Origin of the sequence: Blautia sp. SF-50 (genome assembly GCF_900101315.1) — a bacterium.
Classification (GTDB): Bacteria; Bacillota; Clostridia; order Lachnospirales; family Lachnospiraceae; genus Blautia_A; species Blautia_A fusiformis.
The window spans coordinates 1-20,436 of the sequence record NZ_FMUW01000030.1 but is presented as its reverse complement, the minus strand read 5'-3'; the positions used below and the strand labels follow the sequence as shown (position 1 = coordinate 20,436).

The window sequence follows — 20,436 nt, the reverse complement described above, 5'->3', positions numbered from 1 at the left end:
AAGATACATAAGAAGAAATCCTCCGGCATAGATTAATGATAAAAGCCGGAGGATTTTTTTAATGAGAAAAATGTCAGCTTTTCTGGAGCTTCCCGGGGAACCGGCATTTCGGGAGGTGCAGGTGATACTTACGGGAAAACGCCGGGCAGTGATCGAAAATTACCGGAATATCCAGAGCTATACAAGGGAGGAGATCCTGATACTGACACCTTCCGGCAGACTTGTGATCCGTGGGAAAAACCTTGTGATCCCCTTCTACACAACCCTTGAACTATGTATCCGCGGGCAGATCGAAAGCATTACGCTGGAGGAGGGAAATAAGTAATGGTCCCAGGTTTTGTGCGGGTTTCTGTCAAGGGGCAGCAGTGCCAGCGGTTTGTGAATCTGTGCAGAGGCAGGGAAATGGATCTGAAAAGGATCATCCGCACCGGCGAGACGGAGCTTCAGCTCACCATGAAAGTAGCGGATTTTCTGCAGATCTCGCCACTGCGGAGAAAAACAGGGGTACATATTCACATCCTGAAAAAAAGAGGACCTTTGTTTTTTCTGCTTTTCTGTAAAAAAAGAAAAATGATCCCCGTGGGGTTTCTGGCAGTTTTCTGCCTCCTTTTTTTTCTGTCAGGCAGAGTGTGGAACGTTGAGATCCGGGGAAATATTTTAAATCCCACTCCCCAGCTGATGAGCTTTCTGAAAGAGCAGGGGGTCTGTTTCGGAGTATCCAGAAAAAAGATCAGCTGCAGTGCACTTGCAGCTTCCCTGCGAAGAGAATTTCCGGAGATCACCTGGGTGTCTGCCGGATTTTCGGGAACGGGCCTGCGTTTTGAGATCCGGGAGGGAACTGCCGGAGAAAAAGCAGAGCCGGAAGAAAGAGCATGCAGTCTGTTTTCAACTCTGGACGGTGTGATCGATTCCATGGTCACACGGCAGGGAACTCCTCTTGTCAGGGCTGGGGATGAAATAAAAAAAGGTCAGGAACTGGTTTCCGGGATCGTGGACATCACCGATGACAGTCAGGAGGTCATCCGCTATGCATATGTTCAGGCAGATGCGGATATTTACATCCGACATACCATTGCCTATTACGATACCTTTCCGTTGGACATAGAGAAAAAGGTATGGTCCGATAAAAAGAAAACAAGGCTTTTTTTTCAGCTGGGAAACTGGTTTCTGGACTTTTCCTCTCCTCTGAAACAAAATGAGGAACGCCTCGTCAGCCGGGAACCTCTTTTCAGTATCGGGATTTTTCGTTCTCCTGTTACCCTGGGGATCGCTGCGATCGGAAAGTATGAAGTACAGAAAGAGCAGCTGACAGAGGATGTCGCAAAAAAACAGGCCATACAAAGGCTTTATGCCTATGAAGAAAAATTAATAGAAAAAGGGGTTCAAATATCTGAAAATAATGTTAAAATAGAAATAAATCACCAGGACTGCGTCAGCAGAGGCACTCTTACCGTCATTGAACGGACCGGAAGAGAAGCCCCCACAGAAAAAAAGACGCAGCCAAAAGAAAGGACACCAGAGGATGGCTAGCAGCATTATCGAATTATATGTGGATGTGCCGGCAGACCGCCAGGCGAATATTTTCGGACAGTTTGACGAGCATCTGAAGCTGATCGAACGTACTCTGAACGTAACCATGATCTTCCGTGACGGTTCTCTTAAGATCCTGGGAAGCCAGGAGGGAGCCACACAGGCCAGGGCGATCGTGGAGGAACTGAACACACTTGCGGGCAGAGGCAATACCATCACACAGCAGAATGTGAATTACGCACTTTCCCTTGCCATGGAGAAGATCGGCTCCGTGATGGAGGAGATCGACAAGGATTTTATCTGTAATACCATACAGGGCAGACCCATCAAGCCCAAGACTCTCGGACAGAAGGACTATGTGGAACAGATCCGTAAGAAGATGATCGTGTTCGGCGTGGGACCTGCCGGAACCGGCAAAACCTATCTTGCCATGGCTATGGCAGTAACTGCTTTTCGCAATGAGGAGGTTTCCAGGATCATTCTTACCAGACCGGCCATTGAGGCAGGCGAGAAGCTGGGATTCCTTCCTGGCGATCTCCAGAGCAAGGTCGATCCCTATCTGCGTCCTCTTTATGACGCATTGTATCAGATCATGGGCGCAGACAGCTTTGCCAAAAACATGGAGAAGGGGCTCATCGAGGTTGCCCCTCTTGCCTATATGAGGGGACGTACACTGGATAATGCCTTCATCATCCTGGATGAGGCACAGAATACCACACCTGCCCAGATGAAGATGTTCCTGACCAGGATCGGCTTCGGTTCCAAGGTGATCATCACAGGAGATGCATCCCAGAAGGACCTTCCCAGGGACGCCACGTCCGGTCTGGATGTGGCGATGAAGGTGCTGAAGAAGATCGATGACATCGGATTCTGTCAGCTGACCAGCAAGGATGTTGTACGTCATCCACTTGTACAGCAGATCGTACAGGCCTATGACGATTATGAAAAAAAACAGAAGCCTGCCAAATCCAGGAAGGATGACAGGTATGCTGTAAAAAATAAGGAGTACAGAAGATGACCATAAATATCGAATATGAGACAGATCAGGAGTTAGGCATTGACTATGCTGCCCTTGCATCCCAGGTTGCGGACAAGGTTCTTGAAATGGAAAAATGTCCCTATGACGGACAGGTCAATCTTGTCCTGACAGACAACGAGGAGATCAAGAGGGTAAATACGGAATTCCGGAATATCCAGGCTCCTACGGATGTGCTGTCATTTCCTATGATCCCCTTTGAGACACCGGCGGATTATTCCGTTGTGGAAGAGGATGAGTCCTATTTTGATCTGGACAGTGATGAACTCCTTCTTGGAGATATCATGATCTCCGTGCCTAAGGTTTTTGCCCAGGCAGAGGAATACGGACATAGTGTGACAAGGGAATTCTGTTTCCTGGTGGCACACAGTATGCTGCATCTTCTGGGCTATGATCATATGACAGAGGATGAGGCAAAGGTCATGGAAGCCAAGCAGGCAGCGGCACTGAAGGAGCTGGGGATCAACCGCTAGACGGGCTGTCCCACGGAAAAGCTAAGCGGAAAACTCTTCCGCTTTAAGAAAAGGAGGTAATATATGAGAATGAAAAAGACAGGTATCCTGGCAGGTATCACAGCTGCATGCGTCTGCATTGCCCAGACTGTTCCCGCTTTTGGAGCAGGGCAGGATCTGGTAGGCTTTGTCCCCAATGAGGAAAAGCAGGAAGAAACCCAGGTAAAGAGCTATCTTACCGGCGAAAATGTTCCGGAGAGTATTGGACGGAGAAGACCGGTTGCCGTGATGATGGGCAACAACAGTGTCGGAGCTCCCCAGAGTGGTATCGGACATGCCGGTGTTGTCTACGAAGCGCCGGTGGAAGGTAATATTACCCGTCTTATGGGCATTCTCGAAGATTACGATGAGCTGGAACGGATCGGTTCCGTTCGCAGCTGCCGTGACTATTATCTCTTTTATGCCAACGAATTTAATGCGATCTATGCCCACTACGGACAGGCTGCCTATGCACTGCCTTATCTGGAGCAGCATGTGATCGATAACCTTAACGGGATCCAGATCGGCAAGCTGGCTTTTTTCCGCACAACAGACAGGAAGGCACCTCACAATGCCTATACAGATGCCAGCCACCTTCAGGCAGGTATAGATGCTATGGGATACAGTCAGGAATATAAAGAAGAATATACCGGACATTATCTTTTTGCAGAAGATGGTACAGAAACTGTACCGGATGGGATCACAGCCAGCCTTGTGAAGCTGGATAATTTTACTGACAATCATCCCTGGTATGAATACGATGAGGAGACAAAGGAATATAAGAGATTCCAGTTTGGCAAGGAACATGTGGATCAGCTGGATAATGAACCGCTTACCTGCGACAATATCATCCTTCAGTATTCATCCTGCCCGGCCTACGATGGAAACGGCTATCTGAATATTGATGCCATTTCCGGCGGAGAGGGCAAGTTTATTACCAGAGGCAGAGCCATTGATATCCGCTGGGAGAAGGATTCTCCATGGGGGATCACGCATTATTACGACGGAAATGAACAGGAGATCCGCCTGAATCAGGGTACTACCTGGGTGGAGATCGTACAAAATGACAGGATTGATTCCGTTACTTATCAGTAAGACTAATATACAGGTATCAGGAGAAACAAAAAACATGAACGCAAATTACAGGGAACGACTGAAAGACAAGAAACGCATCGTTATCAAGATCGGATCATCATCACTGATCCACGCAGAAACAGGAAGACTGGATTTCCGTAAGCTGGAGATCCTGGCCAGAGAGCTCAGCGACCTTCACAATCAGGGGAAAGACGTAGTGCTGGTATCCTCCGGAGCCATTGCGGTAGGTGCAGCTGCACTGGGTATGAAGGGAAAGCCAGCAGAGCTTGAGAAAAAGCAGGCCTGTGCAGCTGTGGGACAGGCCAGGCTGATGACCATTTATCAGAAGCTTTTCGGGGAATACAATCAGATGGTGGCACAGATCCTGATGACCAAGAATACCATGGTCAACAATACCAATCGCAGGAATGCCCAGAATACCTTCCAGCAGCTTCTGGCAGAAAAGGTGATCCCCATTGTAAATGAGAACGACTCGGTATCCTCCTACGAATTCCAGAACCTGGTAAAATTCGGAGACAACGATACCCTTTCCTCAGTGGTTGCTGCATTGATCGATGCGGATCTTCTGATCCTCATGTCCGATATTGACGGTCTTTTTACAGACGATCCCAATTCCAATCCGGATGCACAGTTTATCGATATTGTAGAAAACATGGATGACAATATGCGTAAGCTTGGCAAATCCTCCACAGGAAGCAATGTCGGTACCGGGGGAATGGCAACCAAGCTTACCGCTGCGATCATCGCCACTGCGGCAGGGGCGGACATGGTCATTGCCAACGGAAACGACTTCCACAACATCCACAGGATCGTGGAAGGCAGGAGCTGCGGAACATTATTTGTAGGAAACAAGAAGGAAGAATTCTTCCTCATTGATTATATCGAAAAACTGCTTTAAGGAGAATAACATTATGATGGACAATATCAAGATCGACAGGATCAACGCACTGGCACATAAACAGAAAAGTGTAGGTCTTACCGAGGAAGAAAAGGTGGAACAGGCGAAGCTTCGGAGAGAATATCTGGATGCAGTGAAGGGAAATCTCCGTGCGCATCTGAATAACATCGATATCAAAGAAAAGGATGGCAGCATCACCAATCTTGGAGAAAAATATGGAAGAAAAAAAGGAAATTAGAAAAAAGGTCTTCAAAGCCAGAAAAGAACATACCGATGCCTGGATCCGGGAAAACAGTCTCCGGATCACAGAGGCCCTGACACAGCTTCCGGAATACCGGAATGCAGAACGGATCATGGCATACGCAGATTATAACCATGAAGTGATCACACGCTATATCATCGAGCAAGCCTGGAAAGACGGCAAGGAAGTGGCAGTGCCAAAGGTTTTCGGAAAGGATATGGTATTTTACAGACTGACCGATTTCAGTCAGCTGGAATCCGGCTACTTCGGGATCCCTGAGCCAAAGGAAGACGGAGAAACGGTTTCTTGGGAAGAAGCCATGATGGTCATGCCCGGGGTGGCTTTTGACGTGAACTGCAACCGGGTAGGCTATGGTGGCGGTTTTTATGACCGCTTTCTGGAAAAACATCCGGAGGTCTGCCGCGTTGCAGTAGGATTTTCCTTCCAGATCCTTCCGGAGGTTCCCACAGAGCCTACGGATATCCGTCCGCAGGTCATTGTGACGGAAGAGAATATATACCGCGATGCACAGTAAGATATTGCTGTAAAGACAGAAAGAAAGGCAGGAATATTTGGAAATGAATGAAATGCTTGAAAAACTGGGACAGAATGCGAAAGATGCGGAGACAGTCCTTCGAAATCTTTCCACAAATGACAAAAATAAAACCCTGGAAGCTGTGGCAAAGGCTCTTGTCGCTCATACCGATGAGATCCTGAAGGCCAATGCCCTGGATGTGGAAAACGGCAAAAAGAATCAGATGCCGGAAGGACTGATCGACCGTTTGATGCTGACACCGGAGCGGATCGAAGGAATGGCAGACGGACTTCGTCAGCTTACCGGTCTTGAAGATCCCATCGGGGAAGTTACCGGTATGAAAAAACGTCCCAACGGACTTCTGATCGGACAGAAACGTGTTCCCTTAGGTGTGATCGGCATCATTTACGAAGCACGTCCCAATGTTACCTCAGATGCATTCGGTCTCTGCTTCAAAACCGGAAATGTTGTGATCCTGAAGGGGGGAAGCGACGCAATTCATTCCAATACTGCCATTGTCAACTGTATCCGTGAGGCATTAAAAGCCTGCGGCATTATCGAGGATGCTATCCAGCTGATTCAGGATACCTCCAGAGAAACGGCTGCGGAATTTATGAAGCTGAACCGGTATGTGGATGTACTGATCCCACGTGGCGGAAGAGGACTAATCAAAGCAGTGGTAAACCAGAGTACGATCCCTGTCATCGAGACCGGAACCGGAAATTGCCATATCTATGTGGACGAGACTGCAGATCTTCAGATGGCAGCGGATATCGTGATCAATGCAAAGACCCAGCGTGTGGGTGTATGCAATGCATGCGAGTCCCTTCTTGTAAACCGTAAGGTGAAGGACGATTTCCTGCCGGTACTGGCCGGACGCCTTAAGGAGAAGCATGTGGAGGTCCGTGCAGATGAAGCGGCAAAGGCTCTGATGCCGGGAGCAGTTCCTGCAACAGAAGAGGACTGGGGAACGGAATATCTTGACTATATCCTTTCTGTAAAGGTAGTGGATTCCGTGGAGGAAGCCATTGCACATATCAATAAATATAATACAAAGCATTCGGAGGCCATCATTACCAATGATTACACCCATGCCCAGAAATTCCTGGATGAGGTAGATGCAGCGGCAGTTTATGTGAACGCTTCTACCAGATTCACCGATGGAAATGAGTTTGGATTCGGTGCGGAGATCGGGATCAGCACCCAGAAGCTCCATGCAAGAGGCCCAATGGGACTCCTTGCACTGACCACCACCAAGTATATCATTTATGGTAATGGACAGGTACGTCCGTAAGACAGATACAGTAAAGCGGATTCTTTGGTCCGCTTTACTTTTTTGAAGCGTTGTGCTATACTTTTTTGTAATTGGATTTAAACAGACTAACTCATAACAGGAGGACTTATAAATGAAAAAAAAGCAGCTTTTTGCAGTCCTGCTTGCAGGTTCCATGACTGTTGGAATGGCACCTGCCGCAGCGTTTGCCGCTGAAGATACCGGAGCGGTAACAGAGGCAGAAGCACCGACTGCAGACGAGAATACAGAAACACCAGATGACGGAGCAGCTGTGGATGACCAGTCACAGAGTGAAGCCGACGCCCAGGCAGAAGCAGCAGCCCAGGCAGCGGCTCAGGCAGAGGCAGAAGCCCAGGCCCAGGCGGAGGCCGAAGCACAGGCAGCAGCCCAGGCCCAGGCGGAAGCAGAGGCCCAGGTAGCAGCCCAGGCACAGGCGGAAGAGGCGCAGCAGGAGCAGACGGAAACAACTGCAGAAGCAGCAAATGCCGTTGTAAAGACAGCAGAAGATCTTAAGAATGCGATTAAAGGGGCTCCGGATTTTACAGGTTCTATTGATGATACGGAAGAGAATCTTTATGCTTCGTCTTATAAGATCCTGATCAGTGAATCCTTTGCTCTTACAGAGCCGATTACGGTTCCTGAGAATAAGAATATTGCAATTTTCAGTGTGCAGGGAAGTGAAACCACAGTCAGTCGTGGAGCAGTAACCGGTGATATGTTTAAAGTAAGCCCTGGTAGTATTTTGTCCATGACCAAGAATGACGGAGATGGCACCACAACAATTGGTAAACTTCTTATCGATGGAGCTAAAGCTGATGGAACACAGGCAGAGGGTTCTATTATTTCTGTAGATGCAAATGCAAAATTTGTAATGACTACAGGTGTTACTCTTGCTAATAATTCATCCACATCTGCAGGTGCGGCAATAAAGAACAGTGGTAAACTTATCATTACCGGTGGAGAGATCAAAGACAACGTATCTGCAGGTGGAGCTGTTTACAGCACAGGTACAGTTTCACTTAAAAAAGGTGAGGGTGCGTCTGATGACGAACCAAAGATCATCGAGAACTATACAAGCGCAGAAAAGAGCGTAAAATCCAATATCGTATTAGGACGGCAGGATCAGAGTGCTGGAAGTATCATCATTGCTGGTGCATTTGAGAACCAGAATGTTGGATATTCCGTAGAGAATCCGGCAGTTGACTATACAGTTTTCCAGAAACCTGAATCTTTAGATGCAACTGCATTTGAAAAAGCAGTTAATGCAATGAGCTATGAGGGCGACCAGAGTTATGCAGTAGATACCACCTCAGGCAAGCTTGTTTCCAAGATACCGGTTGTTAGGGTTACAGATCAGAAGAGCGAGAAAGAGAATACAGTTTCTGTAAAAATCGAATCTGATAAGGCCGGTACATATTTTTATGAATATGTTAAGAAAGATGCAGATGCTCCTAAATTTGATAAATCCGCTGTTAAACGTGGTGTTGAAATTGAAGCAAATCAGGAAACTTCTTTTGATATTTCAGGCATTACAGATAAGTCCATTGATCTCTATGTCTGGGTAGAGACAAAAGACGGATTTGTAGGTGCAGCTGAGAAACAGACTTTTAATGTAAAACAGGCAGAAGATCCGAAACCGGTAGCAGCTGCACCAACGATTACAAAAGCTTCCTTCAAAAAATGGAACAGCATTTCAGAGGCAGTTGTAACGATCACTTCTGACAAAGAAGGTCAGTACTATTATAAACTGGTGAAACACGGAACAAAGGTTTCCAAATCTGATATTGATACAAGCAAAGCGGGCAAAAAGATTGCTGCTAAAACAGAAACACAGATCAAGCTTTCCAAACTTAATGCAAAGACAAGCTACGATGTATATGTAGTTGTAAAAAACAGTGCAGGAGTCAGCAATATGAAACAGATTGCACTGGATCAGTCCAAGCGTCCGACCCCGACCCCAACTCCGTCAAACCAGACTAAAGCCTCTCTTCGTTGGACTGGCTTCAGCTGGCGCGATCATTTTTCTGCAACCGTTACCTGTGTCATTGGTGCAGATGGTATCTGTAATTATACCTGGAAGGTCAAGGGATCCAGCGAAAACGGTGGAAGTGGTAAAGTTAATATCAAAGCAGATAAAGCATTTAATATCGAATTAAATAACCTTCCGGACAAAGAGATAGAAGTATATATTACAGCAAAAGATTCCAAAGGAAAAGCTATGCTGCTGCAACCAACAATCAATGGTCATGTAAAAACAAAAGATACATTTAAGATTTCTTTACCGGAGAAAAGCCGTCCGAAAGTTGCAGATCCAACTCCGACTGACACACCGAATGCATACATCCCGGATGTAAAAGAGAGTATAGTACAGGGACTGGATGAGGCAATTCAGTTCTATCCGAATCAGTTCTATCCATTTACTGTAATCGGTGCAGGAACAACCAATCAGGATCCAAATGAGGGTGATGTGAAGTGGGTTCCGGTTTACTGGAGTACCGTTGCCAATCCAAATACAGACCCGAATAAAGGTAAGGTTCAGATTCGTACAGCATGGAAGATTGGTTCCACCACGGGAATCAACAAAGACGCTACATACAACCTGTATGTATTCTTTCAGAAATACATTTACACCGGTGGTCAGTGGCAGGTGACAGACGCCATTGAATCCGCAGTATATCAGTTCAAATCTGCAAAACTGACCGGAACTCCAGGAGCAGACGGTACATACGGTACCGGCGGCCAGACAGGTTCTGATCCGGATGCAACCATAACAGGAGAGGCATCTGCAACATCCTCCAACGGAGGCAACGGAACCAGATCTAAGAATGCAGTATCAACAGCCGATAACTCACCGATCGGAACTATGTCCGCACTGGCAGTGGCATCCCTTCTTGCAGGTGGATATGTGATCGTGAGAAGAAGAAAAAAGAACATCTAAACGCACAATAGCCAAAATAGCATAACAAATAAAAAAATCACCGGTTTTCCGAAAGAACAGGAAAGCCGGTGATTTTTTTGTAAAGATAAATTTACAGATTTTTTTTCTTATAGATAAACCAGGAAGCTGCAATGCTGAATGCAATTAGATAGACTGTCAGGATCAGGACACTGAGGTAATTGACTCCACCGCCGGAAGCAATGGTACGGATCAGATGACTGGTCTGTGACAGTGGAAGAGCAGCTACAAAATTCCCAAGAAAGCCCGGGATCTTCTCTGTAGAGAAGAAGGTGTTGCACAAAAAAGCCATTGGCATAATGATATAATTGGAAAAACGAGGTACATCCGCATGGTTTTTGGCAAGGAAAGAAACCACAACACCGATGGCTGAAAATACAGCACCGTTGAGGAACATCACCAGCAATGACCATCCGTTGAACACAAGACCGGTTCCGATCGGCATGGTCAGAAGAAGGATGATCCCTCCTGCATAAAGCCCGCGGAGACTGCCTCCGATGATCTGTCCGGCAATAAACTGCCACAGAGGTGTCGGAGATATCATAACCTGGTCAAAGGCTTTCTCGTAAAGACGCTGTACATTCAGATTCTGTGCGATAGCATTAAAGCTTCCGTTCATTGTAGTCAGTGAAACTACACCAGGGATCAGGAAATTCAGATAAGGCTCTCCGTGTGAGGAGGTCTGAATCCCCATTCCAAAAACAATCAGATACATCAGCGGCGCGATCATGGCCGCCAGCGTGATCTTATAGAAATCCCTTCGGAACTCCACCCATTTTTCCCATAAAATAGTAAGTATTCCCATGATAATTCATCGTCCATTCTATTAAATTATAAGATAACTGTGGCTGACGCCGGCTTATCGCTGCATCAGATGCCTGCCTGCGCGCTCCACAAAAACATCCTCCAGAGTTGTCTCGCGAAGGGTGCACTGTCCGTCCAGAGAGGACAGAAAAGAGATGGCTTCTTCCCGACTGTGGAAGTAGTGGCTTTTTGCCCCTTCCGGTGTTTCCTGATCTACGGTGTATTTGCCCAGTCCGTCGATCAGGCCCGATGGAGTATTGATCTCCTCTAGTTTTCCGTGATCCATAAGTGCTACCCGGTTGCAGAGAGACTGTGCCTCTTCCATATAGTGGGTTGTCAGAAGAATGGTCAGATTTTTTCCGTTCAGCTGACGGAGAAGATTCCACATTTGTCGTCTGGATAGCGCGTCCATGCCTGCAGTGGGCTCGTCCAGAAGAAGGATCTCCGGACTTGTGAGAAGTGCCCGGCATACCATAAGCTTTCGTTTCATACCACCGGAAAGCTTCCTTACAGTCCGCTTGCGGAAGGGAAGAAGTCCACAGAAATCCAGAAGCTCTTCAGTTTTCCGTTTGATCTCTTTTCGTGGCATGAAATAAAGACGGCCCTGATATTCCATGATCTCGTCCATGTTCATATCCTGGCGCATGGAATATTCCTGCGTGATCACGCTAATCTTGCGCTTCAGATCCGGTCGGTTGCGTCCAAGTGTCTGCCCGTCAATGAGGATTTCGCCCTCTGTGGGCAGGAGCAGAGTGGAAAGCAGACTGATCGTGGTGGTCTTTCCGGCACCGTTGGGTCCCAGCAGACCGAAAAATTCGCCGGTTTCTATGCGAAGATCCAGAGAATCCACAGCAGTAAAACTGTCAAATTTTTTTGTGAGATTTTTTGTTTCGATCATCTCTGTTCATTTCCTTTCGTTTGTATGCAAATTTCACTCTATTATACTGGAAAAGAAGAGACATTTCAACAATTCTGAGATGTTCTTTACAGAAAAGGGGCATTGTGCTATAGTGATACGAAGGAAAAACAGAAAACGGAGAGAAAACCATGAAACACAGGATGAGAACAATAATGCTGCTTCTTCTGACTATGCTGTTGCTATGCCCGATACAGGTTCTGGCTGCAGGTGGAGAGAACGCAGTGAAGACAGATCTGGAGGACGGAGAATATTCCATACAGGTGGAGCTGGAAGGCGGAAGTGGAAAGGCCAGTGTTTCTTCCCCCACATTGATGCTGGTAAAAGAGGGGAAGATGTATGCACGGCTCCAGTGGAGCAGCTCCAACTATGATTATATGATCGTAGATGGGGAAAAATATCTCAATGAGAGCGAGGAAGGCAGAAATTCTGTTTTTACTGTCCCGGTAACTGCCCTGGATGATAAGATGGAAGTGATCGCAGATACACTGGCCATGGGCGCCCCGCATGAGATCGATTATACGCTGACCTTTTATGAGGCTTCTATTGGCTCCAAGGGCCAGCTTCCTCAGGAGGCAGCGAAAAGAGTGGTTACAGTTGCGCTGGTGATCATCATCGGCGGCGGTATCCTGAATTATTTTGTAAACAAAAGGAATCGGTGTTAAACCGGTTCTTTTTTTATGCTCTTTCGCATAATATATATAATAATGAACATGTATAAAGACGGAAGGAAGGGAACATCATGGATACAGTACAGGATAAAACCTACGAAGCAATTTATTATTCACTGTGGGAGGCAGCCAGGCGTTACAGCAGCTTTACGCAGTTTCGGGTGATCGGAAAAAGCCACGATGACCGGATGATCCCTATGCTGGAGATCGGACAGGGAGATGCCTGTATTTTCTGTGTGGCCGGTTTTTCCGGAACGGATGGACAGATGACGGACAGGCTTACCAGGGTGGCACTGGAGCTTTGCAGAATATATGAATGCAACTGGACCGTGGACGAGCTTTATGAGGTAAAAAAGCTCCTGGATCAGACCAGGCTTTGTATCATACCGGTGGTCAATCCGGATGGATATGAGATCTGCCGGAAGGGCTACAATACTGTGCGAAATCCCATTTTCCGTCAAATGCTGAAAATGCAGGATGTTCCCTGCGATGAATTCGAGGGGAATGCAAGAGGAATGGATACTGCACGGAATTTTCCTACTACCTTCTGCAGCAGAAAAAAGATTCATCAGCAGCCTGCCAGTGAAAATGAGACACGTGCACTGATCCGGATCTTTCAGGAATACGGAGGACGTGGCCTGCTGGTTTTCTGCGGATATGGAAAAAAGGTGGTTTATTATCGGCGGGATCAGAATTTTTCCACTGGTCAGAGATGCTACCGTCTTGCACGCCACCTGAAAAAATGTACCAGGGGAAAGCTGGAGCAGCTGGCAATAGAACGAGAAGCGCAGAACGGGCGAAGGAGCACAGGTAGGGCGGAACAGTATTACGGAGAAATGATCCGCCAGCCGGCTTTCCGGATCGAATTGCCGGTAAATTCCGGAAATAAAGAAGAGGAAGAACGGGAAATCCGTGATCTGATGCTGCTTCCATTGGAATATATTTACTCTCTGGTACAGCTGTAAAAAAATCTGGCGTTGCACGGATGCAGGGTCTGTCAGCTTATGAAAAATAGGGTGACAGACATACCCGCTGAGAAACCAGTGTCGAATCCTGTCGGACGAATTTGATTGACTTCCGGATCTGCGGACCCTATAATAACATCATCTGAAACAAATCTTTTTTAACAAATGTCGCAGGAATCCTTCACCTCTGTAAGTAATGAGAGGAACTGCACATCTGAGCATATCTGCTCGAATAATTTCCATTCAGTATTTTTGCTGTATTATTATTTTGATCATGCTTGTCCTCGCTTCAAAATCTGTGAGTTTAAGTGATGGGAGCATGTTGCGAATTGCCATATTGACTGCTATACAGGGAGGACTTTTTTATGGCTCAATTTATGTGGGGCAGGTCTCCGCCGGAATTTTCCTGGTATCCGAACACTGTTTCTTTCCCTGCAGAGGGAAGTGATCATCAAATATCGTATGTAGAACAGAATACAGGAATGAAAATATTTTTTCGATGTATCGGCAACACAGTTCTGGGACTGATGCTGGTGATGGCATTGGTGCTTCTTATTCCTGGACTTTTCGGGATCCGGCCCTATGTGGTCTATTCCGGATCCATGGAACCTGAGATCCCAACCGGAGCTGTGGTTTTTACAAAGGAAGGAGAGTTTTCTCCGAAAAAGGGAGATATCATTACTTTTCATAACGGAGATACCGTTGTTACCCACAGAGTGGTTAAAAAAGAAAAGGATATCTTTATTACAAAAGGTGACGCCAACAAGACAGAAGATCCTGTTCCCGCAGAGGCGTCACAGATCATCGGGCGGGTAGTCTTTCACCTGCCTTATCTGGGCTACGTGATCCATTTTCTGAAAGCCCGGATCCCTTTTGCCGCAGTTTGCATAGCGGCATGTCTGTCAGTACTCTTTGATCTGGCATATACCCCAAAAAAGAAAAAAATACAGGGAGGAATTTAATCATGATGAAAAACAGAAAACTGGTAAAAGGAATTGCACTTGCTGCTGTGATCACTGCACTGGCAGCCGGAGGAACAGCTGCATATCTCACGGATTTTGAAACGGCAACCAATAGCTTTACCGTAGGAAAAGTGGATATCGACCTGGATGAGCCTAACTGGAAACCGGAGGACAATACAGATCTGGTTCCTACTCAGGTGATCCGGAAGGACCCCTATGTAGCAAATAAAGGAGTAAATGAAGCATTTGTCTATCTGGAAGTTTCTGTTCCGGTCCGAAATGTGATCACGGTAGCCAAGGATGGTACCAGGAATGCGCTTGCAAAAACAGAGCTGTTCAGCTTCACCAAAAACAAGGACTGGACACAGCTGGAGCGGACCGAAGTGGGGCAGAATATGGTCTACACCTATGCATATAACCACATCCTGAAGCCGGGAACAAAGACTACAACTCTTTTTGATACAGTAACCTTTGCCAATATCATCGAAGGTCAGCTGGATACACAGCAGATTGATATGCCGGTACGGGCTTATGCGATCCAGGCTACCAATACCGGGGATGACAAGACTACGGTTCTGGAGCAGGCAACTGCTGCTTACCAGAAATATGTAAATCAGAATAAAGGACAGGCCGGTGGTGTCACGAAATGAATAAATTAAAAAGACCCGTTTTCCTTCTCCTGACAACAGGGCTCCTGTGCGCAACAGGGACTGCGGCGTATTTTTCAGACTTCGAAAAAAAGATAAATTCTGCTGCAGTGGGGTATGTGACAACGGAGATCGAGGAAGATTTTCCGGATCCTACACCTACGCCTATGGAGAATGGTCCGTCCTACAGAAAAGAGATCCGGATCGGAAATTTTTCCGGCAGTGTGAAAGGGTTCCAGGCAGACTGCTATGTGAGGATGTCCCTTTCCTACTCCAATGACGATATAGGCAGAGGCGTGAAATTAACAGGTCTGGATACGGCAAACTGGGTGTATAACAGTCAGGACGGCTATTATTACTACCGGAAAAAAATATCCGAGGGTGAAAAAACAACTCCTCTGTGTACCGGATTTCAGATCGATCCCCAAAAGATCGATGATACTTATAGGGACAGCATTAAGGATTTTGAGATCAATGTTTATGAGGAAGCTGTACAGGCAGAAGGATTTTCAGATTATGAAAGTGCGTGGAGGTATTTTTCAGATCCGGTTTCTGCTCAGGCAGAAAGGAGGGGGAATGCTTGAAAAAACATCTTAAAGCCCTGCTGGCAGGTGCTGTTGTAGCAGGCAGTATCCTGGCGTGCACGGCTGCTTATGCCAGATTTTCAGATTCCGTGACAGTGACCAATCACATATCAGTGGGAGATATCAATATTTCTCTTCGGGAACTGGAAAAAAAGGACGGCCGAGAAATGAAATATCAAGATCGCCGGATCGTTCTTCCGGGAGATGAGATATCCAAGATCCCCAGGATCACCAATCACTCAGAGCCATGCTGGGTAAGGGTGAAGATCTCTTATACAGATGATCTGGAAGGGTTGGATGGTCTGGATGACAGGAATCTTACAGGAATGTCACCGAGATGGATCCGGAAGGGAGAGTATTTTTATTATACCAGGAAGCTGGAACAGGGAGACAGCGTGGATATTTTTACCGGTGTGACTGTACCATCCCAATGGGATGAATCCTACCAGGATAAGAAGCTGGGGATCACCATCGTGGCGGATGCTGTCCAGGCGGCAAATTTTGCACCGGATTTCCGTGCCATGTCACCCTGGGGAAATCAGAAGATCTTAAGATGTATCCACGATACCGATGGTCTTGTGGTTCAGAAAAAAAGTCCGGTGGATCTGAAGGTGGAGTTTGAAGGAAATGCGCACAAACTGATCGCGGCTCCGGAAGACTTTTTTTCCGGATTTTCCACGGCAATGCCGGGAGATGTTTTTTATGATTCTGTAGAGATTCGTAATACAACGGAGCATGCAGCAGAGATCTTCTTCCGCACATCACCGGAATGTAAATCGGTAAAAGATCAGGAATTTCTGAAAAAGCTGAAGCTGGTGATCACCATGAATGATAAAAAGCTGTATTCCGGGGATCTTCTGGCTGTGTCTCTCAATAAGGCCGTGTCCCTGGGGGAATTTTCCAGCGGAGAAAAAGGAAACATGAGATTTGAGGTTACGGTTCCGGCAGAGCTGGATAATTTATATGCTCTTCGGGCAGCAGATGTGAAATGGATCTTTTCCGTGGAAGAGGATCAGGAGACGGCGGAAACCAGTTCCGTCCCACGCCGGAATGACAGGAAAGAAGCCACAGAAAGAGCTTCCGGAAATAACAGTTCTTCGGTAAGGACAACACCAGTGAAGACCGGAGATGAATCTCCTGTGATCCTGTTTGCACTGATGGCTGGTATGGCGCTGCTTACCTGCAGTCTGACGCTATGGAAAGGAGGACGAAAAAATTGAAAAGAAGAATGATCGGTGCATGGATGGCATTGATGATCACAGCTTCTTCTCTTGTGGTTTCGGCCAGTCCTGCAGCAGATATGAGTTCGGTATCAGCAGATCCGCAGCAGGAACAGACAGAACCGGAGGAAGAAGAGGAGGCCCCGGATATTCCGGTAACAGATCAGCCCGGGGAGGCTGAGATGCCGGTTCCGACAGCCTTGCCTGAACCGGAAACGGTGGAGGAAGCTTTTGAAGAAGGTAAAGATAATACTGAAAATACGGACAGTGATGAGCTAATCGAACCGGAAGCTGTTTCAAAAGAAGGAGAAAATATAGCTCTGACAGAGATACCGGAGCAGACAGAGGATCCGGGATTTACTGTATTCACGGAAGAAAACGCGGAAATCCTTACAGGAGAAAGTGAAGAGGATCAGGAACTGATCCAGGATATCGAAAACGGAGAGATCATTGCTCTTTCTGCAGCACTTCCCGGGGAGTTCCGGGAAGCTGGCAGTGCGGAAGTAATCTCAGAAGGAGAGGATGCTATCGTAGCTACAGCACTTTCCCCGTCCCAGTATTATCTGGACAGCTGGACCAGGGTTTACTGCGATGAGATCTGGACAGCTGCCAATGATTTTCTTGGTTCCGGAAATAAAACCCGTATGGGATGTACGTATCGTTCTGTACATTATATCGATGATACAGGAGAGGAAAAGGTTTCACCTCTGTATTGCCTGAAAGCAACTCAGGATGGACTAGACAGTATGACGCTGAAGAATGAGGCAGTAAAAGCACTGACTAATTCTGTGATCCAGAAGCTTTTGTACTTTGGTTACGGAGGACCGGGGGATCTGGGGACCGGATATGACCCCTCCTGCAGTCACATAGACTGGTCAAAATGGCAGAACCGTTATGTATTTACTCATATTGCGCTGTCAAAGGTATATTTTAATGACTGTGGATATGCCACAGCAGCAGAAGTAGAACATACAGGAATAAACCGTCTGATCGATAAGATCCAGACATTGACGATCCCTGCAAGAAACAAAGCTGCCGTTTATGTTTCCGAAGACGGTTCCTGGGCAGCAGCATCCGGAAAGACGATCCCGTTAAGTGTATTCCGAAGCAGACCTGCAGGTTTTCCCTTTGTTCCTGACAGTATGAAGGACGGATTTCAGATGAGTACTCTTATGAAAGTAACAGATGGAGCAAAAGCAGGGAACGGGATCACCATAACAAGAGGAGCCACAGAAAAATGGCAGCTGGCCTACTGGACGAGCGCAGCGGATTATAATTCACAGAAAACTAATCCCAAAATGATGTCGGGGACAAGCCTGAGCCTTAAGGATGGGGCATATTTTTTTCTGATCTTTCCGTTAAATGCATCTGCAACAAAGAAGTTTTCCTGCAAAATGCTACTTCAGCCGGTTTCCTATATCCTGGTTGACGGAAGTGCCCAGGCAGGAAAAGATGGAGTACAGGATTTTGGCGCTTACGTATACCAGGGAACAAGAGGAAGCTTTTCCTTTTCAGTAAAGCCATCGGTTTACGGCAATGCAAAGCTGGTCAAGAAGGAACCCAACACGGGGAAACTGATCCAGGGAGCGCAGTACGGACTGTTTGCAGCAGAAGCTCTGACCTCCGGATACCGGACTATGTACAGTAAGGATCAGAAGGTTTCAACCGGAACAACAAATGCCAGTGGAGAGATCCTTTTTTCAAAACTGGTTCCGGGAAAATACTATGTGAAAGAAACGAAAGCCGCTGCAGGCTATAAACTGAACACCGCTATCAAAAATGTTACAGTAACCGGCGGAAAGACGACAACCGTCAGCGTAACGGATATCATGGATATCAGCGGAACAGTATCCATCAGAAAGAAAGACGGAAATACCGGCGATCCACTGGCAGGAGCTGAATTCACCCTGTATCAGTGGAGTAAAAAAAGCAAAGCCTACGTAACCTTAAAAAAACTGACTTATGATGGACAGAAGCGTACCTATAACTCCGGGAAATTTAATTATACCGAAGACAATCAGGGAAAATTCCGTGTGCGTGAGACAAAATCTCCTCCCAATTACACCGGAAACTGGCAGAAGAATTTTACGCTGGATAAGCCGGGAGAAAAGCAGGAATTTCTGTTTGAAGCAGTGAACTACCAGACTGAAAAACGAAGGATTGAAGTTCGTAAGATCGATGCGAAAACCGGTGAGATCCTGAAAGGTGCGGAATTTACACTTTATGAATACAGTGCAGCAAAAAAAGCCTATAAAGAAAAAGGAACACTTCTGGATTATGACAGCTCCAGCGAACTTTATGTAAGCGGAGAACTTTTAAAGACCTCGGATAATGAGGGAAAATATAAGATCGTGGAAACAAAGACTCCGCCCGGATATACAGGAAGCTGGGAAGAAATGGTAGATATCACAGACAAGGATGCACGCCTTTCCTTTGAAGTTGTCAATGAAAAGGAAAAGGAATATACAGGGGTGATCCGTCTGAGAAAAACAGATATCTATACCGGGGAAGTTCTGGAAGATGCGGAATTTACCGTGCTTCAGTGGAATAGAGGGAAGCAGACTTACCAAAATGACCTGGGCGGGCAGAGCATCCTGAAATTTGACGTAGAAACCGGATGGTACTCTACGGAAGAGCTGCTGCTTACAGATGCTAATCAGGGAAGGTTCAAAGTAGTGGAAACAAAAAATCCGGAAAACTATACAGGCAAATACGAAAAGGAGGTAATCTTCCAGAAAAAAGAAAATACAGATACGGATACTGTGGATCTGAAAGCAGAGAATACTCCGGTAACACTTCCGCTGGGAAATATCACCATCATAAAAAAGATCAAAGAGGAGGATATTACCTGGGCTCATGGAAATCCAACCTTTTCCTTTGTGGCAGAAGGTACGGATCTATCCGGAAATCCTCACAGATATGAGGATTATGTGACCTTTACTAGAGGAAGCTATGAAACCGATAAAAATGGCTATGCAACATTATCGGTCACTCTCAGGAATATCCCGCTGGGGCAGTATACGGTCTGGGAAAAACCGGTACTACGCTACTATCTGAAAGATGTACGGGCAAATACAGAGAATGTCCGCATCATAAAAGGCGCTGCACCTGCATATGGTACAGATCCCCGGAAGATTGCTTCCGGTACGGCTGCTCTGACAACGGAAAACAAAACTGCATCGCTGACCTTTGTAAATGAAAAATCCAGATATGACCGATATTCCCATAATGACAGCATAAAAAATACCATACCCGTATCATTTTCATGAAAAAAGGCAGGAGGGGCTGTCGCATTAGCAAATATTTTTGCTGGGCGGCAGCCCCGTTTTATGCCAAAATGGCATCGAAATTGATTACCATTTTGATGCCATTCTTTACAAGCGCAGTTCGTCCCTAAGCATCCCTTTCAGCATGCCTTATTTCAAACTGTTTTATTTTCAATTATCAAAATCTATGCCTTTTTTAATGCAAAAAGGTGACTTCCCGTCCTTCCTGTCTGAATCTTACAATGAAGTTTATTGATATTTCGCCCCATCGCTAAAAGGATACTTTCTGCCAAGGCATTTACCTTTCCACGGTACAGATATCTCC

19 protein-coding genes are annotated in these 20,436 nt (G+C 46.5%); 17 read left to right on the top strand and 2 right to left on the bottom strand.

The window, feature by feature from the left end; genetic code table 11:
- Nucleotides 1-61: 61 nt before the first annotated feature.
- From BLP57_RS14425 to BLP57_RS14380, 10 genes are all read left to right on the top strand, one after another.
- On the top strand, nt 62-325 hold the full coding sequence (locus BLP57_RS14425; protein ID WP_092072723.1) for a YabP/YqfC family sporulation protein: 264 nt from the start codon (nt 62-64) through the stop codon (nt 323-325).
- Complete coding sequence (locus tag BLP57_RS14420; RefSeq protein ID WP_092072720.1) at nt 325-1,530, top strand: sporulation protein YqfD; 1,206 nt, start codon at nt 325-327, stop codon at nt 1,528-1,530. Before BLP57_RS14425 ends, BLP57_RS14420 begins: the two co-directional genes overlap by 1 nt.
- Entirely contained in the window at nt 1,523-2,548 is a 1,026-nt protein-coding gene (locus BLP57_RS14415) for a PhoH family protein (RefSeq protein ID WP_022426778.1), read from the top strand. The genes BLP57_RS14420 and BLP57_RS14415 overlap by 8 nt, the downstream gene beginning before the upstream one ends.
- Nucleotides 2,545-3,039 (top strand): rRNA maturation RNase YbeY, encoded by a 495-nt coding sequence (gene ybeY, locus BLP57_RS14410; RefSeq protein ID WP_015524845.1) that lies wholly within the window; start codon nt 2,545-2,547, stop codon nt 3,037-3,039. Before BLP57_RS14415 ends, ybeY begins: the two co-directional genes overlap by 4 nt.
- Nucleotides 3,040-3,102: 63 nt before the next feature.
- Entirely contained in the window at nt 3,103-4,152 is a 1,050-nt protein-coding gene (locus BLP57_RS14405) for a DUF3048 domain-containing protein (RefSeq protein ID WP_242872641.1), read from the top strand.
- A 34-nt stretch (nt 4,153-4,186) separates the two neighbouring features.
- On the top strand, nt 4,187-5,050 hold the full coding sequence (gene proB / locus BLP57_RS14400) for a glutamate 5-kinase (protein ID WP_044960851.1): 864 nt from the start codon (nt 4,187-4,189) through the stop codon (nt 5,048-5,050).
- A 16-nt stretch (nt 5,051-5,066) separates the two neighbouring features.
- Nucleotides 5,067-5,288 (top strand): DUF896 domain-containing protein, encoded by a 222-nt coding sequence (locus BLP57_RS14395; RefSeq protein WP_044960849.1) that lies wholly within the window; start codon nt 5,067-5,069, stop codon nt 5,286-5,288.
- Nucleotides 5,266-5,826 carry a 5-formyltetrahydrofolate cyclo-ligase gene (locus tag BLP57_RS14390; protein WP_092072718.1) on the top strand — a complete coding sequence of 187 codons (561 nt, stop codon included), beginning with the start codon at nt 5,266-5,268 and terminating at the stop codon, nt 5,824-5,826. The genes BLP57_RS14395 and BLP57_RS14390 overlap by 23 nt, the downstream gene beginning before the upstream one ends.
- A 43-nt stretch (nt 5,827-5,869) precedes the next feature.
- Nucleotides 5,870-7,120, top strand: a complete 1,251-nt coding sequence (locus tag BLP57_RS14385) for a glutamate-5-semialdehyde dehydrogenase (RefSeq protein WP_092072715.1) — start codon at nt 5,870-5,872, stop codon at nt 7,118-7,120.
- A gap of 112 nt (nt 7,121-7,232) precedes the next feature.
- A complete protein-coding gene (locus BLP57_RS14380) occupies nt 7,233-10,058 on the top strand; it encodes a hypothetical protein (protein ID WP_092072712.1) in 2,826 nt (941 codons plus the stop codon).
- A gap of 91 nt (nt 10,059-10,149) precedes the next feature.
- Here BLP57_RS14380 and BLP57_RS14375 read toward each other — a convergent pair whose 3' ends face one another.
- Nucleotides 10,150-10,881 carry an ABC transporter permease gene (locus tag BLP57_RS14375; RefSeq protein ID WP_021650531.1) on the bottom strand — a complete coding sequence of 244 codons (732 nt, stop codon included), beginning with the start codon at nt 10,879-10,881 and terminating at the stop codon, nt 10,150-10,152.
- Between the two features lie 54 nt (nt 10,882-10,935).
- A complete protein-coding gene (locus BLP57_RS14370) occupies nt 10,936-11,778 on the bottom strand; it encodes an ABC transporter ATP-binding protein (protein ID WP_021650530.1) in 843 nt (280 codons plus the stop codon).
- Nucleotides 11,779-11,939: 161 nt separating this feature from the next.
- On the opposite strand from BLP57_RS14370, the gene BLP57_RS14365 reads away from it, so the two are divergent.
- The 7 genes from BLP57_RS14365 to BLP57_RS14335 all read left to right on the top strand — a co-directional run bounded on the left by BLP57_RS14365 (nt 11,940) and on the right by BLP57_RS14335 (nt 20,114).
- The gene (locus tag BLP57_RS14365; protein ID WP_242872640.1) at nt 11,940-12,461 is read left to right on the top strand and encodes a hypothetical protein; all 522 of its coding nucleotides are present in this window, start codon (nt 11,940-11,942) and stop codon (nt 12,459-12,461) included.
- Nucleotides 12,462-12,538: 77 nt separating this feature from the next.
- On the top strand, nt 12,539-13,432 hold the full coding sequence (locus BLP57_RS14360) for a M14 family zinc carboxypeptidase (protein ID WP_092072706.1): 894 nt from the start codon (nt 12,539-12,541) through the stop codon (nt 13,430-13,432).
- A gap of 365 nt (nt 13,433-13,797) precedes the next feature.
- Nucleotides 13,798-14,394: a signal peptidase I gene (locus BLP57_RS14355; protein WP_092072703.1), complete on the top strand. Its 597-nt coding sequence runs from the start codon at nt 13,798-13,800 to the stop codon at nt 14,392-14,394.
- 2 nt (nt 14,395-14,396) lie between these two features.
- Nucleotides 14,397-15,044, top strand: a complete 648-nt coding sequence (locus tag BLP57_RS14350; protein WP_015524856.1) for a TasA family protein — start codon at nt 14,397-14,399, stop codon at nt 15,042-15,044.
- Nucleotides 15,041-15,625: a hypothetical protein gene (locus BLP57_RS14345; RefSeq protein ID WP_021650527.1), complete on the top strand. Its 585-nt coding sequence runs from the start codon at nt 15,041-15,043 to the stop codon at nt 15,623-15,625. Before BLP57_RS14350 ends, BLP57_RS14345 begins: the two co-directional genes overlap by 4 nt.
- Nucleotides 15,622-16,845: a hypothetical protein gene (locus tag BLP57_RS14340; protein ID WP_092072700.1), complete on the top strand. Its 1,224-nt coding sequence runs from the start codon at nt 15,622-15,624 to the stop codon at nt 16,843-16,845. Before BLP57_RS14345 ends, BLP57_RS14340 begins: the two co-directional genes overlap by 4 nt.
- Complete coding sequence (locus BLP57_RS14335; RefSeq protein WP_092072697.1) at nt 16,842-20,114, top strand: SpaA isopeptide-forming pilin-related protein; 3,273 nt, start codon at nt 16,842-16,844, stop codon at nt 20,112-20,114. Before BLP57_RS14340 ends, BLP57_RS14335 begins: the two co-directional genes overlap by 4 nt.
- Nucleotides 20,115-20,436 lie beyond the last annotated feature (322 nt).